13 protein-coding genes are annotated in these 15,657 nt (G+C 38.8%); 10 read left to right on the top strand and 3 right to left on the bottom strand.

The genetic code is table 11. The features are described 5' to 3' along the window. Nucleotides 1-25 precede the first annotated feature (25 nt). From pth to AABB81_RS14280, 4 genes are all read left to right on the top strand, one after another. Nucleotides 26-592: an aminoacyl-tRNA hydrolase gene (gene pth, locus AABB81_RS14295; protein WP_342161237.1), complete on the top strand. Its 567-nt coding sequence runs from the start codon at nucleotides 26-28 to the stop codon at nucleotides 590-592. 96 nt (nucleotides 593-688) lie between these two features. After that, on the top strand, nucleotides 689-1,483 hold the full coding sequence (locus AABB81_RS14290; RefSeq protein WP_342161236.1) for an SDR family NAD(P)-dependent oxidoreductase: 795 nt from the start codon (nucleotides 689-691) through the stop codon (nucleotides 1,481-1,483). Between the two features lie 24 nt (nucleotides 1,484-1,507). Continuing rightward, a complete protein-coding gene (locus tag AABB81_RS14285; RefSeq protein WP_342161235.1) occupies nucleotides 1,508-2,563 on the top strand; it encodes a VOC family protein in 1,056 nt (351 codons plus the stop codon). A 181-nt stretch (nucleotides 2,564-2,744) separates the two neighbouring features. Further along, nucleotides 2,745-5,078 (top strand): TonB-dependent receptor, encoded by a 2,334-nt coding sequence (locus AABB81_RS14280; protein ID WP_342161234.1) that lies wholly within the window; start codon nucleotides 2,745-2,747, stop codon nucleotides 5,076-5,078. A gap of 64 nt (nucleotides 5,079-5,142) precedes the next feature. Here AABB81_RS14280 and glmS read toward each other — a convergent pair whose 3' ends face one another. The 3 genes from glmS to AABB81_RS14265 form a co-directional block, all read right to left on the bottom strand. Beyond that, nucleotides 5,143-6,996, bottom strand: coding sequence for a glutamine--fructose-6-phosphate transaminase (isomerizing) (gene glmS / locus AABB81_RS14275; protein ID WP_342161233.1), 1,854 nt, complete (start codon nucleotides 6,994-6,996; stop codon nucleotides 5,143-5,145). A 110-nt stretch (nucleotides 6,997-7,106) separates the two neighbouring features. After that, the gene (locus AABB81_RS14270; RefSeq protein ID WP_342161232.1) at nucleotides 7,107-8,723 is read right to left on the bottom strand and encodes a DUF4270 domain-containing protein; all 1,617 of its coding nucleotides are present in this window, start codon (nucleotides 8,721-8,723) and stop codon (nucleotides 7,107-7,109) included. Nucleotides 8,724-8,753: 30 nt separating this feature from the next. Next, a complete protein-coding gene (locus tag AABB81_RS14265) occupies nucleotides 8,754-9,563 on the bottom strand; it encodes a glycogen/starch synthase (RefSeq protein WP_342161231.1) in 810 nt (269 codons plus the stop codon). A gap of 69 nt (nucleotides 9,564-9,632) precedes the next feature. On the opposite strand from AABB81_RS14265, the gene panC reads away from it, so the two are divergent. The 6 genes from panC to AABB81_RS14235 are packed head-to-tail and all read left to right on the top strand — an operon-like array spanning nucleotide 9,633 to nucleotide 15,655. Continuing rightward, nucleotides 9,633-10,508 (top strand): pantoate--beta-alanine ligase, encoded by an 876-nt coding sequence (gene panC, locus AABB81_RS14260; RefSeq protein WP_342161230.1) that lies wholly within the window; start codon nucleotides 9,633-9,635, stop codon nucleotides 10,506-10,508. A 33-nt stretch (nucleotides 10,509-10,541) separates the two neighbouring features. Next, a complete protein-coding gene (panD, locus tag AABB81_RS14255; RefSeq protein ID WP_342161229.1) occupies nucleotides 10,542-10,892 on the top strand; it encodes an aspartate 1-decarboxylase in 351 nt (116 codons plus the stop codon). Between the two features lie 3 nt (nucleotides 10,893-10,895). Next, nucleotides 10,896-11,867 (top strand): lysylphosphatidylglycerol synthase transmembrane domain-containing protein, encoded by a 972-nt coding sequence (locus tag AABB81_RS14250; RefSeq protein ID WP_342161228.1) that lies wholly within the window; start codon nucleotides 10,896-10,898, stop codon nucleotides 11,865-11,867. A 36-nt stretch (nucleotides 11,868-11,903) separates the two neighbouring features. Next, the gene (locus tag AABB81_RS14245; RefSeq protein ID WP_342161227.1) at nucleotides 11,904-12,821 is read left to right on the top strand and encodes a GYDIA family GHMP kinase; all 918 of its coding nucleotides are present in this window, start codon (nucleotides 11,904-11,906) and stop codon (nucleotides 12,819-12,821) included. Further along, complete coding sequence (locus tag AABB81_RS14240; RefSeq protein WP_342161226.1) at nucleotides 12,814-14,034, top strand: BaiN/RdsA family NAD(P)/FAD-dependent oxidoreductase; 1,221 nt, start codon at nucleotides 12,814-12,816, stop codon at nucleotides 14,032-14,034. The genes AABB81_RS14245 and AABB81_RS14240 overlap by 8 nt, the downstream gene beginning before the upstream one ends. Nucleotides 14,035-14,083: 49 nt before the next feature. Then, nucleotides 14,084-15,655: a M20/M25/M40 family metallo-hydrolase gene (locus AABB81_RS14235; protein ID WP_342161225.1), complete on the top strand. Its 1,572-nt coding sequence runs from the start codon at nucleotides 14,084-14,086 to the stop codon at nucleotides 15,653-15,655. Nucleotides 15,656-15,657: the final 2 nt, after the last annotated feature.

Genomic DNA, 15,657 nt, shown 5'->3' with positions numbered 1-15,657 from the left:
GACAAAAAGTAATATTGAACCTGACATGAAAAAATTTCTTATTGTTGGTCTTGGAAACATTGGTGATAAATACCATCATACAAGACATAACATCGGCTTTAGTATTCTCGACGCTTTGGCAGAAAGGGAACAGATTACCTTTGAAACCAAAAAGCTAGGTGATATAGCCCGTTTTAAGTATAAAGGCAGAACGTTTATCTTACTCAAACCCAATACCTTTATGAATTTAAGTGGCAAAGCGGTTAGCTATTGGCAAAAAATTGAAAATATCCCTTTGGAAAACATCCTGGTGATCACAGACGATTTAAACCTTCCCTTTGGCACTATACGCATAAAAGCCAAGGGCAGTGCCGGTGGCCATAATGGATTAACCAATATAAACGAGGTTTTGCAAACCCAGAATTATGCCCGTCTTCGATTTGGCATCGGTGGCGAATATGGCAAGGGCAGGCAAATCGATTACGTTTTAGGCAACTGGGATGCCAAAGAACTCGAATTACTTGATGAAAGAATAGAAAAATGCACTAAAGCCGTGACTTCTTTTGCCTTGGCTGGCTTGTCAAATACCATGAATACTTTTAACGGAAAATAAGAATTGTTCCATATTCATATAGTACAGACTTTTTTAAAAAAACTTTCAAAGCAAAATATATCTATTATCTTCGCTCCTTTCTGAACACAAGTCTAAATGAAATTTACAGGGAAAACTTTATGGATCACAGGAGCCTCTTCAGGAATAGGTAGAGCGGTTGCCATTGAATTATCTTTAAAAAAATGTCATTTAATTCTTTCGGCAAGACAAAAGGAAGCCCTGGAAGAAGTAGCTGCAATTTGCACCAATAACGGGAGTACTGCTTCTGTCATGCCATTTGATTTGGGCCATACAGATTCCATAACCAAGGCTGTAAACGAAGTTTTGGAAATAGAAAAGACTATTGATGGTTTATATCATTTTGGGGGCATTAGTCAACGTTCTTATGCAAATGATACCCCTATAAACGTTGATCGAAAAATATTTGATACTAATTTTTTCGGCACAGTGGAACTTACTAAAAAAGTGTTGCCAAATCTGATAGCGAATAGAGGGGGGCAAATTGGAGTAACATCCAGTATTGTTGGAAAATTTGGTTTTCCTTATCGATCCTCCTATGCTGCTACAAAACATGCATTGCATGGTTTTTTTGAAAGCTTAAGGGCCGAAAATGCCTCAAATAATATAAAAGTTTCTATGATAATTCCCGGTCGAATTAAAACGAATATTTCGATGAATGCTTTAGACAAAGATGGGAATGCTCGTAATAAAATGGATGAAGGACAGGATAAGGGCCTGTCTGTAGAGAAAACAGCACGTATTATTGTAAAAAAATTAGAAAAAGAAAAAAAGGAAATATTAGTAGGGGGAAATGAATTAATGATGGTTCACATTCGTAGGTTTTTCCCGAGATTATATTACTATTTGTCAACTAAAGTTCAACCATTGTAGTTGATCTAAAAAAATTGATTTGTCATGAAGATTAATGGAATTCAGCAATTAGGGGTAGGAGTGGTGGATGTACATGAAGCGTGGAAATGGTATCGCGAACACTTTTCTATGGATATTTTAATGTTTGACGAAGAAGCTGTTGCAGAATTGATGTTGCCACATACCGATGGAAAGCCAAGAGCAAGACATGCAATTCTGGCATTGAACATGGAAGGTGGCGGGGGATTCGAAATCTGGCAACACACTGAGAAGGAACCGACTCCAATTTCATCGGAAATTCTCTTGGGGGATTTAGGTATAAATATTGGCGTTTTAAAAAGCGATAATATTGAAGCTGCGTATCAGAGATATAAAGATGCTAACTTGAATTTAGTAACAGAAATTACCAGCAGCCCATCTCAGCGTAAGCATTTCTTTTTAAAAGACCCTTATAAAAATCTTTGGGAAGTCAAAGAGCATGCTGAAGTATTCAAAAAAGAATCAGGAGTAAATGGAGGTGTTTTAGGAACCATTATTGGCGTAAAAAACATAGAAGAAAGCCTGGTGGTTTATAGAGATATTTTAGGATTTGACGAAACGGTTTATGATGAGACTAGAGTATTTGATGATTTTTCAGGAATTCCAGGAGGCAATCATTTATTTAGAAGGGTATTATTGCGTCATACAGACATTAAAAATGGGGCATTTAGCAGACTCTTTGGGAAATCTGAAATCGAATTGGTAGAGGTTAAAGACAGAACCCCTAAAAGTATCTATGAAGGCAGAATATGGGGTGACCCTGGATTTATTCATTTGTGTTATGACATAAACGGCATGGACGAATTGCGAGAAAAAGCCAAAGATTGTGGGTTCCCTTTTACAGTTGACAGTGCAAGAGCAATGGACACTTTTGACATGGGGGATGCAGCAGGAAACTTCGCTTATATCCAGGCCCCTGAAGGGACTTTAATAGAATTTGTTGAAACCCATAAAATCCCGTTAATTAAAAAATTGGGATGGTATATTGATTTCAGAAAAAGAGGAAATCATCCCTTGCCAAATTGGATCTTAAGCTTGTTCAGATTTAAAAGGGTTAGATAGTTTTATACGAACCCATTTCTTTCCTGTCACTTAATCAAGAATTTGCATAGCGCCATTTCTTTCGTTTAAACATTATATCTTATTTTCATTATATTTGCAATATTCTTGCTTTAAGCATATTATTTCCCAAATCCATATGAATTTTAAGTTTCCCCCTATACTTTTTCTATGCATATCATTTATGATATCATATAATGCAACGGCTCAAAAACAGCCTTTGAACATATCAGGAACCGTAATGGAAGAAGTCAATAAAAATCCTATTCCGTTCGCCACTGTTATTGTTTTTGACACAGACACGAATCAAAGTGTCACTGGTACAACCACTGACGAGGGCGGTAAGTTCAATATAACAACAGATGCCTTGAATTTTTATATTGAAATTAGCTTTATTGGCTTTGAGACCCTAAAGCTGACTACGTTTAATATTGAAAAAAATCAATTAGATCTTGGAGCCTTATATCTGATTCAAGTTACCGAGGCTTTGGATGAAGTGGAGATAAGAGCTGAAAAATCAAATGTCGAGTTCAGACTTGACAAACGTGTTTTTAATGTAGGTAAAGACATCAGCTCCACAGGCATGGGGGCCCTGGAAGTTTTAAACAATGTTCCATCGGTAACTGTAAGTATTGAAGGTGAGGTGAGCCTTCGTGGTAAATCCGGGGTTCAGATACTCATCGACGGAAAACCGTCCATATTGGCTGATGACCCGAGTAATACACTGGGTACGATCACGGCCGAAATGATCGAAAAAATTGAGGTGATTACGAATCCATCCGCAAAATACGATGCCGAAGGCACTGCCGGAATCCTGAATATCGTCCTTAAGAAGGATGAGAAAAAAGGACTGAACGGGTCGATATCATTAAATACCGGAATACCCGATAACCATAGCGTTGGGGTCAGTTTAAACCGGCGTACAGAGCATTTTAACCTGTTCGCCCAGTTAGGTGTAGGGTATCGTTCCCTGCCACGTGATTCAAAAAACAGCAATCAGGACAGGATCAACAATACAACTGTAAACAGCGAAGGGACAGCTTACCGAAATGAAAATTTCTACAATATCATCCTCGGGACAGATTATTATATCAACCCATTGAATGTGATCACCCTTTCGGGTAATTTTGCCTACGAGATAGAAGACCAGCCGTCAACAACTGATTTTAGTTCTTTTGAACCTTCAAGTGTCCTGGTTTCCCAATGGCAGAGAAAAGAAAGCACCGAAGCGACAAATCCAAAATGGCAATACGAATTACAGTACAAAAGAGAATTCAAGGATAATGAGGACCATACCCTTTTATTCAGTACTCAGGGCAGGTTTTTTGGTAAGGACCAGGAATCAGAATTTGTGATCACCCCTGTTTTTGGTGATGATGATTTTAACGACCAGCAAACAGAAACCCAGTTTCAGCAGGCAGATTATACTTTCAAATTAGACTATAATAAACCCTTTTCTGAAAAAGTAAACATGGAGCTCGGTTCCCAGTATGTGATCAATGATGTCGGGAATGACTATACTGTTCGCGATCTCATTGATGGTGAGTGGATTACCAACCCCGATCTGACCAATAATTTTGAATACAATCAAAAAGTCTTCGGTATTTACGGGACCGGCTCCTACGAAGGTGAAGCATGGGGTATAAAGGCTGGCCTGAGGATTGAAATGACCGATCTTAAAACAGAACTTACCAACACTAATGAAAAAAACAATCAAAACTATACAGACTATTTCCCCAGTGCGCACATTTCGTATAAATTTGATAAGGCTATTTCTCTTGCAGGTGGCTATTCCAGGCGCATTTTCAGACCCAGGCTTTGGGATTTGAATCCTTTTTTTAACTTCAGAAACAACTATAATATACGTACGGGAAACCCAAACCTTGAACCCGAATACACCGATTCTTATGAAATAACCAGTATTTTTGCCTTTAATAAAATCTCGTTCAATACGGGCGTCTATCATCTGTACACGACTGATGTAGTGGAGAGGATTACCTATTTTGAAGACAATGTAAGTATCACGACCCCTGAAAACATAGGAACAAGCAATACAACGGGCATGGAAGTCAATTTCAAATACAGGCCTTCGAAATGGCTTACTTTTAACGGCGATTTCAATTACAGCTACTTTATACGAAACGGAGAATTCGAGGATCAATCCTTTGATTTTAATGGCGACAAATGGTCGGCCAGGCTGACAGGAAAATTCAATCTTCCGGCCGACTTTGAGCTGGAACTTACCGGAAACCACCAATCGGGTTTTCAAACGGTTCAAAGTGAAGTTTCCGCGCTGACTTTTGCTGATTTAGGTGTAAGAAAAAAAATAGCAAAGGGTAAATTGGTCATCAACTTTGCTATCAGGGATGTTTTTAAAAGCAGAATTTCAGAATCAGTGATAGACCAGCCTGAATATTATCTGTACACATGGAATACAAGAGGCAGGTTTTTTACCCTTGGCCTAAGTTATGGATTTGGCAAGGGAGAGGCTATGACCTATTCGGGATCAAGAAGATAAATTAGTATTAAAACATACTTCAAACATGTCTTCTATCCCAATAAACAAATACCCACTGGCAAAGTTATTCCACCGTAACTGATTTCGCCAAATTTCTTGGCTGATCCACGTTACAATTTCTCATTACCGCGATATGGTAAGATAATAATTGCAGCGGAATTGTGGTTAACAGTGGCGTAAATGCCTCTGATACTTCAGGTATCTCTATAGTGTGGTCGGCGATGTCTTTAACTGTAGTATCTCCTTCGGTTACGATAGCAATGATTTTACCTTTTCTCGATTTGATTTCCTGAATATTACTCACCACTTTTTCGTAATGTCCTTTGCTTGTTGCAATAACAATTACAGGCATTCTATCATCAATTAATGCAATTGGACCGTGTTTCATTTCGGCAGCCGGATAGCCTTCAGCGTGGATATAGGAAATTTCCTTTAATTTCAATGCCCCTTCTAAAGCTACCGGAAAATTATATCCTCTCCCTAAATACAGGCAGTTCGTTGACAGCATGTATTCTCTGGCTATTTCCTTTATATTTTCATCAATGCTCAAAAGCTGTTCCATCTTACTTGGAATTAATTGTAACTCCTGTAAATTCATCCTGTAATCTGCGCTTGACATGGTTCCCTTGGCTCTGGCCAACCTCAGGGCCATCATCAACAGTACCGTGATCTGTGTGGTAAAAGCTTTGGTCGAAGCAACTCCTATTTCAGGACCGGCATGGGTATAAGCACCGGAGTCATTTTCTCTTGTAATGGAGGATCCAACCACATTACAAATACCAAAAACAAATGCTCCTTTTGATCTTGCCAATTTAATGGCTGCCAATGTATCGGCAGTTTCCCCCGATTGCGAGATGGCAATAACTACATCTCGTTCTGTAATCACAGGGTTCCTATACCTGAATTCAGAAGCGTATTCGACCTCAACAGGTATTCTTACGAAATCTTCAAAAATATATTCACCCACAAGGCCGGCATGCCAGGAGGTGCCACAGGCTACAATAATGATTCGCTCTGCGTTAAGGAATCTCTTCATGTTATTCTCTAAACCCGAAAGCTTGATAATCGCCTCATCAACGAGCAACCTTCCTCTTAAAGTATCGGTAATTGCCCGGGGTTGCTCATGAATTTCTTTAAGCATAAAATGATCGTAACCACCTTTCTCAATTTGCTCCAGGTTCATTTTTAGCTGCTGGATGTTGACATCAATCACTGCATCACCTTTGATCTTTCTTACCCGAACTTCTCTTCCTTTTTTGATAATGGCCATTTCTTCATCTTCAAGGTATATGGCGTTTTTGGTATATTCAATAAACGGAGAAGCATCAGAGGCGATAAAGAACTCCTGAAAGTCTTTCCCTACTCCTATGGCTATGGGGCTTCCTAACTTGGCGACCACGATTTCGTCTGGTTTAGACTTGTCAAAGACTGCTATCGCATAAGCCCCAATCACCTGATTAAGTGCAATTTGAACAGCTTTTCCAAGCTTAACCCCTTCTGTGGTTTTAATTTCTTCTATTAAATTGATCAGCACTTCAGTATCGGTGTCAGAATGAAACTGATAACCCCGGCTTATCAATTCTTGCTTTATCGTGTCGTAATTTTCAATGATTCCGTTATGGACAATCACCAGGTTACCTGATTGAGAAGTATGGGGATGAGAATTTACATCATTCGGAATACCGTGAGTAGCCCATCGTGTGTGTCCTACTCCAATAAAGCCCTTCTCTGATATCTCCAAAGCAACTTTTTCCTCCAAACTGGAAACTTTTCCCTTGGTTTTTGACAGGTTGATCTGTTCACCGTCAAACAGCATCACTCCGGCGCTGTCATAGCCTCTGTATTCCAATCTTTTCAATCCGTTAATAATTATCGGATAAGCTTCGCGATAACCTATATAACCAGTTATTCCACACATTTTATTTGAGTATTAAATTTTAACTAAAAAACGAAAAACCCGACAATGTATTGCAAAGGTTGAGAATTCCTTTCAATTGTCAGGATATTAATTTTAACGAAAATAGGTAATTATTTTGAATAAAACAGTTGCAATTTTATCCTTTTATCATTATCCAGTGGTTTGTTTCCGTATAACACAACGCCTTTTGGAATCCAGTTCCAATCTTGCACAATGGTATCAACAGAAGTAGCTTCGTACTGGTCAGTGCTTACAAAATTCTTAATGGCAAACTTTGAAATTGACTCCAATTCGTTCGATCTGACCAAATCTGTAATATAGTTGGTGATTCTGAACTTATACAATTCAGGTTTCCCCTCATCATCATATTCAAGAAGCCCACCAAAAATTCCCGGGCCAAACCTTATGTTATAATAATCACTTATCAAAGAGTTAAAATCTGATTTATAAAGAAAGAGCTGATTGGGAACCTCATCCTGTTCACCATCAACATAAACGATTAGATTTGCCTCATTGATCAGTAAATTTTGTTGCCTTAAAAAATCTACGGTCTCCTGATCAAAAACGTCAATAATGACTTCTGAACCTGCGGCTCCCTGTACATATAGTTTGGATTCCCCATTTACCTTGTCAGGGTTCATTAAAGCTTCTTCCGATTTTGATCCGGCATAAGACCTTTCATAGCGTCCGGTTGCCACTCCGGCAAATCCGTACCTTTGGGATTGTTTTGTTTTAATTAACACATCAGATTCACCGGTTACACCGTTATAATTGAGGTCTTCCCCTTCAGGCTCATCGCCTATTTCTTCATTGGTGTAATAAATAGTCATTCCTGCATTGGCAGCCCGAAGATTTGCCAGTGAGCCCTCAAAACCCTCTGCATCAATATACAAGCCTCTGAAGTAACGGGTAAAATTTCCATTGTTCTCAAAATCAAATGGATTGTTATGGTCTACAAAACGCTCTTTAAAGAATTGCTGGTCCAGATCAAATTTCATCGAGGGAGCAGAATTCTCACCAACGATGGTGTCAATATCATCTACCGTATTGGGATCATCATCAAGAAACCTTCTTTCCACATATAACACAGTGTCATTTCTGTCAGGCATAAAGTCCCCTTCATACAATTTGTCGTTCAACACATACTCTTTGTCTGAATAATAAGAATTGGATTTGGTCGGGTCATCCGGATCGAGAGAATTTAGAAAGGTACCCAGTTCAAAAACCGATATTTTATAAGCAAGATCTGAATTACCATAAATAGAATCCAATTTAAAATTAGGTACTTGAATGGTATCACCTGCCTCGCCTTCTATAGGAAGACCTGTAATCGGGTCTATTGCATCCTGATCACCATCTCTTGTAGAATAATACGGAATATCGAGAACCACCCTGTCAATAATAGCATTATCCCCAAAGTCAGCACCTGAAGCAGGCAAGGCTAATTGCGATATCAGATCACTTTTTAAACTACCGAAGTTACTGTTATAATTAACTCCTAAAAGGTAAAGCGGCACTTTGGCCGCATTGTTATTATCAACTCTTGAAGAATCAATATTTCGATTGTAGGCTACCACTTCAAAGATAGTGTCTCCAACGTCAAAGGGCCGTTGACCGGTAAGATCAACCCCAATATCCTCCAAATCCTTTTCACACGAAGCGATTCCAAATAAAAATATGAATCCTATACCAAAATTTCTAAAAATGGCTAATAATTTAGACGACATAAATTGTTCTTGAATGTTACGGCAATTTTTTTATAAAACTTTATTGAGATAAAAGTCGGCATACGCTTCGGTAAAGCCTTCTATCGGTTGGTAGTCGAGTACAGGAACATCAAGTTTATCGATAAATTTTGAGATTTCCTCGCTTAAGTCTTCACTCCCCCTGATAACTGCATCTGAATTTTCCATTGCAATTTTAACAAAACTGTCTACATTTCCGTTGACGAAAGATTCCAACTTCTCTTCAGCAATTTGATCGAATTTAATCTTATTGATCATTTCCTGGCCGCAAAGCACACCCAATGTTTTATAATCAAAAGCAGAAGTTACAATCTTACTTTCAGCAAATAAGGGATCATTTTTATAATATTCCTTTAGGTAAAGAGGCAGCAGGGAAGCCATCCATCCATGGATATGAATGATGTCTGGTGCCCAGTTCAATTTCTTGACTGTTTCCACCACTCCTTTAGCAAAAAATATGGCTCTTTCATCATTGTCTGCAAACAGATTTCCTTCTTCATCAGTAAAAACGGATTTCCTTCTGAAATATTCATCGTTATCGATAAAATAAACCTGCATTCGCTCTTTGGGAAGAGAAGCTACCTTGATGATCAAAGGCATGTCCATATCGTTAATAATTAAATTCATCCCCGACAACCTGATTACTTCATGCAACTGATGCCTTCTTTCATTGATCACTCCAAATCTCGGCATGAACATCCTTATTTGAGCACCTTGGTGATGCATTTCCTTCGGGACTTCGAACGCCATTTTTGACACTTCAGTTTCAGGTAAATAGGGGGTTAATTCAGACGAAATATACAGGATTCTCTTATCTTTCATTTATCATTCATTTTTGGATTGCTGCAAAATTACAAAAATATATATGAAATTCAATTTAAAATCTTAAGTTTGACGGTTCAATTAACATTATTTAACAGCAAAATGGAGGTTTTTAAAACCATAAAATCTCTTCAGCAAACTTTATCTCATAAAGTTGGAAAATCCACCCTGGGTCTTGTACCCACGATGGGGGCACTTCATGAAGGTCATCTTTCGATCGTCAAAAGAGCAAAAGAAGAAAACGATCTTGTGATCGTAAGTATATTTGTAAATCCTACCCAATTTGATAAAAAGGAAGACTTTGTCAATTATCCCAGTACGATGCAAGCCGACCTTGAAGCTCTTGAAGCAACAGGCTGTGATTTTGTTTTCGTTCCCAGCGCAGAAGAAGTTTATCAAGGTAATCTAAGCGCAGATTCATTTGATTTTGGTGGATTGGATAAGGTTATGGAAGGCAAGTTCAGACTCGACCATTTTGACGGCGTCGCTACGATCGTAAAAAAGCTGTTTTTAATCACCAGGCCAAATAAAGCCTATTTCGGTGAAAAAGATTACCAGCAACTTATGATCATCAAAAAAATGGTCGAAATGGAATCTATTCCTGTTGAAATAGTTCCCGTTGGCATCTTTAGGGAAAAAGATGGTTTAGCGATGAGTTCCAGAAACATCAGACTTACTGCAGAACAGCGTCTTGCAGCTCCTGAAATTTACCAAACTTTGCTAAAAAGCAAAATGCTTTTTGAAAACAATGACTTGAAAAAAGTTAAAAATTTTGTTAAAAATGAGTTTGTTCAAAACAAAGAATTAGCATTGGAGTATTTTGAAATTGCTGATAGTGAGACGCTTAATCCTGCTTCAGAAATATTACCCGAATCTAAATACAGGGCCTTTATCGCCGTTTTTGCCGGCCAGATTAGATTAATAGACAACATAGCTCTAAATTAATTAACTTTGCACCGTTAAAATTTAAAGCAACTAATGAATATTGAAGTAGTAAAATCAAAAATACATCGCGTAAGGATTACGGGGTCTGATTTGAACTATATTGGAAGCATTACAATCGATGAAGATCTTATGGATGCTGCTAATATTATTGAAGGAGAGAAAGTTCATATTGTTAATATTAACAATGGAGAAAGATTTATAACGTATGCCATTCGAGGGGAAAGAAAAAGTGGCGATATAGTGCTGAACGGACCTGCTGCCAGAAAAGTGGCAAAAGATGATATCATCATTATAATAGCTTATGCCACGCTGGAATTTGAAGAGGCTAAATTGTTCAAACCGGCTATTGTTTTCCCAAATGAAAAAGATAATTCATTGACATAGTTTTTGAAAATCAATCTTAAAAAGATCATTTTTACCATTCTTCCTATCGCCTTAGGGGTGTTATTGATTTGGTATTCGCTGTCAAAGTTGAAACCAAATGATATTGAATCCATCAAAAACTCTTTTAAGACTGCTAATTACTGGTGGGTGGCCTGTTCACTCTTGCTGGGTATTCTGAGTCACTTATCACGTGCTTACAGATGGCAATTCATGTTGGAACCACTGGGCTACCGGCCTAAATTTGCCAATAATGTAATGGCTGTCTTAGTGGCATACCTTGTGAATTTGATTGTGCCAAGGGCAGGTGAGATAGCCAGGGCAACGACCATTACAAAATATGAGCACATCCCTTTTGAAAAAGCTTTTGGTACCATAGTTTCTGAAAGAGTAGCGGATGTGATTATGCTTCTGGGTATTATGGCTTTGGCCTTTATTTATCAAACTGAACTTTTATCATCTTATCTCTTTAAAGAAGAAGATTCTGGTTCGGGATATACCTCTTATATCCTCGGTGCTTTGGCAATTCTGGGAATTTTATTCATATGGCTTATCAGAAAATCAGAGAATCCTTTGGTTATAAAAATTCAAGCATTTATTCAGGGCCTTATTCAAGGAGTGGTCAGTATTTTTAGGATGAAAAAGAAATGGGCATTTATCTTTCATACGGTTTTTATCTGGACAATGTATGTGCTGATGTTTTATGTGGTCACTTTTGCCTTGCCTGAAACAACTCATTTGGCATTTGGAGCGATCATCGTTGGATTTGTCGTGGGGGGATTGAGTATGGCTGTAACAAATGGAGGTTTGGGTACCTATCCTGTTTTTGTAGCCAGCGCACTTACGCTTTATGGTATTGATGAGAATCCGGCACTTGCTTTCGGATGGATCATGTGGACTGCCCAAACTGCAATGGTACTTGTTTTTGGCGGGCTTTCGTTCGTAATCTTGCCGATTTACAATAAAGATGAAGAATAATACTTATTGAACACTTCAATAAGCTGAGCTTATAACATGCAAAGATTCTATAGCAACGGAAAATTATTGTTGAGCGGTGAATACCTCATCCTTGACGGAGCAACCGGATTGGCCCTGCCTACAAAGCAAGGACAGGAAATGTTGGTCAATACCCACAAATCAGCAGGAATTCTGTTTTGGGAAAGTCGCGATCATTTGGATCATATCTGGTTTGAGGGCAGCTTTAAGCTGCCTGAATTCAAACTGATCGCCTGTAAAGGAGACAGGCAGGTGGCCAAAACGCTACAGCGCATCCTCATTGAGGCCAAAATGAAAAATCCCGGGTTCTTACCATCTGATCAGGGAATCCGTGTTTCCACCAAGCTAGAATTTCCCAGAGATTGGGGCCTGGGCAGCTCTTCCACCATGATCAACAATATTGCTCAATGGGCCAATACCAACGCCTATGATTTGTTATTTAAGGGTTTTGGAGGCAGTGGCTATGACATTGCCTGTGCACAACACAACGGGGCCATATTGTATAAACTCGACAACAAGGTGCCTCATATAGAAATGGTTGATTTTGATCCTTTGTTTAAGGAGCAGCTTTATTTTGTGCATCTTAACAAAAAACAAATAAGCAGCAAAAGTATTGCGAAGTACAGAAAAAAGAAAGTGGAACCTAAAATGCTACAGGCTATTTCGGGCATATCAAAAAAACTCCTTACATCAACCAACCTTGATGATTTCAACGAGTTACTAAAAGAACACGAAGCCATCATTTCAGGAATACTCGGCATTGAACCCGTGCAAAAAACACTTTTCTCAGATTTTATCGGGCAAATCAAAAGCCTGGGGGCCTGGGGGGGTGACTTTATTCTCGCCACCGGAGATGAATCTGTAAAAGCATACTTCAAACGAAAAGGCTTTGAAACAGTTATTCCCTATACATCAATGATCAAAAGCCATGAGTAAAAAAACCGAAGTGATTATCATTGGAGGCGGTGCAGCCGGATACTTTGCGGCAATTAATATTGCCGAATCAAATCCTGAGTTGAACGTAACGATACTTGAAAAAAGCAGTAAGGTTCTTCAAAAAGTAAAGGTGTCGGGAGGAGGCAGGTGCAATGTTACACATGCCTGTTTTGATCCTAAAGAACTTGTCGGATTCTATCCAAGGGGCCACAAAGAGCTTTTGGGGCCGTTTCACAGATTTATGACAGGAGATACGATAGAATGGTTTGAGCAGAGAGGCATCCCGCTTAAAATAGAAGATGATCTGAGAATGTTCCCCGAAACAAACAGCTCTCAGACCATTATCGATTGTTTTCTTTCAAGTGCCGAGAAAGCCGGGGTACATGTTTTACTCAACCAAAATGTGAAAAAGATTGAAAAAACAAATGAACAGTATTATGTTGAAACTAAAAATGGTCAATTTCGAGCCGATAAATTATTAATTGCAGCAGGAGGAAACTCAAAAATTTGGGAGCTAATAGAATCTTTGGGCCATCGAATCATTGCACCTGTACCTTCACTTTTTACTTTTAACATTGATGATGAAATACTCAAAGATATTCCAGGGATCTCAGTACCAAATGCCTTAGTCAGCATTCAAGACAGAAGTTTTGAAAGTTCAGGGCCTTTGCTCATAACCCATTGGGGAATAAGTGGTCCGGCCGTGTTAAAATTATCTTCACTTGCAGCAATCCAACTCGCTGATCTGAATTATAATTTTTCGGTAAACATTAATTGGCTGAGCGCTTCCTTTCCAGAAATTTTGGAACTTCTTAAACAACTAAAAAAAAGTGCCCCAAAAAAGAATATACTCCTTAGATCTCCTTTTGAAGACATACCTAAAAGGTTATGGGCGAAAATTGTAGCAGCTGCCAAAATCAATCCAAATCAAAACTGGTCAGATGTGTCCCATGAGCAGCTTGAACGGCTAAGTGAAAAAATAACTAATACGAAGCTATCCTCACATGGGAAAACTACTTTTAAGGAAGAATTTGTAACCGCCGGCGGGGTCGACCTCAAAGAAATTAATTTTAAAAAGTTTGAGAGCAAACTGCACCCAAACTTGTTTTTTGCAGGAGAAGTTCTCAATATTGACGGTTTGACCGGTGGATTTAATTTTCAGAATGCCTGGACCGGAGGTTTTATTGCGGCAAAAGCTATCGCTGAAAGTTAGAAGAGTAATTGTGACTTTTTTTAGTAACTTGGAACCTTCTAAAACCCATATGATGCGATTAAAGTTCACATTTTTCATTTTTGTAAATATATTTTTTAGCTCCATCCTTATTGCTCAACAAAATGATCTCGCTAAAATCGATACCGAAGGCTTTCAAAATTCTCAGGTATTTGATCTTGTTGAAGACTTGTCTGACCAATACGGGCCCAGGCTTACGGGTTCTCGTCAGTATTACAGCGCTGCGCAGTGGGCTCAAAAAAAATTAACAGGCTGGGGGTTAGACAAAGTCATCCTCGAGCCCTATTGCGAAGATTGCCTTGGATGGGACCTTAAAAGCTTCAATGTTGAAGTGATCAGTCCTAAATATATCAAAATAGAGGCATATCCTTATGCCTGGACTAAAGGTTCACAAGGCGTTCAGGAGACTGAGATCGTATTTATAGAGAATGTGAATGACCTTGAACAGATCAAAAATGACTGGGGAGGAAAACTAAAGGGAAAAACGGTGATTTTGGGAACAAATATTCCAAAACTCAAAGGTGCAAAATCTGGTAATGATATATTGCTGGATCCGCTTAGTACAAGGCATACAGAAGCGAAACTGATGGAAGCTGAAAGTAGCTTAGTATCGAACCCTGATAATCCATTAGGCCCCTCGATGGGCAACGCGTCATTGCCCCAGATGCTTAGTTTTTTTGATAAATATTTGGCAGCTGAGAGACCCTTGTTTGAATTTATTGAGAAAGAAGGCGCACTTGCTGCCTTAGGAACAACTAACCTTCATCCGGGTATCCTTCATCCCAGTGGAACATACAACAATAGAGATGGCCAAAAACAAGGTATCCCCTACTTTGCCATTTCTGCAGACGATTTTGGAAGGATAAAAAGGTTAATCAAAAAAGGTGTCAATCCAAAAGTAAGGTTTCATTTGGATTCTGAAATATACCTTGAGCCTGAAAACAATGTAAATATTATTGCCGAAATTACCGGCTCAGATCCCAAATTGAAAAATGAAATTGTCATGATTGGCGCACATTTCGATTCATGGCATGCATCTTCAGGAGCTACTGACAATGGCGCCGGAAGCGCAGTGATGATGGAAGTAATGAGAATATTAAAAGCCTCCGGAGTAAAACCAAAAAGAACGATCAGAATTGGCTTGTGGGGAGGGGAAGAACAAGGCTATATCGGTTCTTTGGCCTATGCCGAAAAACATTTTGGCAAATTGATGGATGAAAAATTTAAAAAAGAATCGGAGCAGGTTTCGGTATATCTCAATATGGATAACGGAGCCGGAATGATGAAGGGTATTTATCTTCAGGGAAATGAAGCCGCAAGACCTGTTTTTGAAGATCTTCTTAGGCCTTATGCCAGATTGGGTGTTGATCATTTAACCATTCAAAATACCAACTTTACCGATCATGATGTCTTTAATCATTACAATATTCCGGCCTTTCAAATCATACAGGATCCTTTGAATTATCAATCGGTGACACATCATACGAATATGGATGTTTTGGAATATGTGCCTGAGAAAGACCTTATGGTCAATGCAACAGTTTTGGCGGGATTGGTATATCAGATTGCACAACGCCCTGAAAAATTACCCAGAAAGAAATAGGG

Origin of the sequence: Lutimonas vermicola, assembly GCF_038433205.1 — a bacterium.
GTDB classification, from domain to species: Bacteria; Bacteroidota; Bacteroidia; order Flavobacteriales; family Flavobacteriaceae; genus Lutimonas; species Lutimonas vermicola.
The sequence above is the reverse complement of the archived record's forward strand: the minus strand, read 5'-3'. Positions and strand labels throughout refer to the sequence as shown.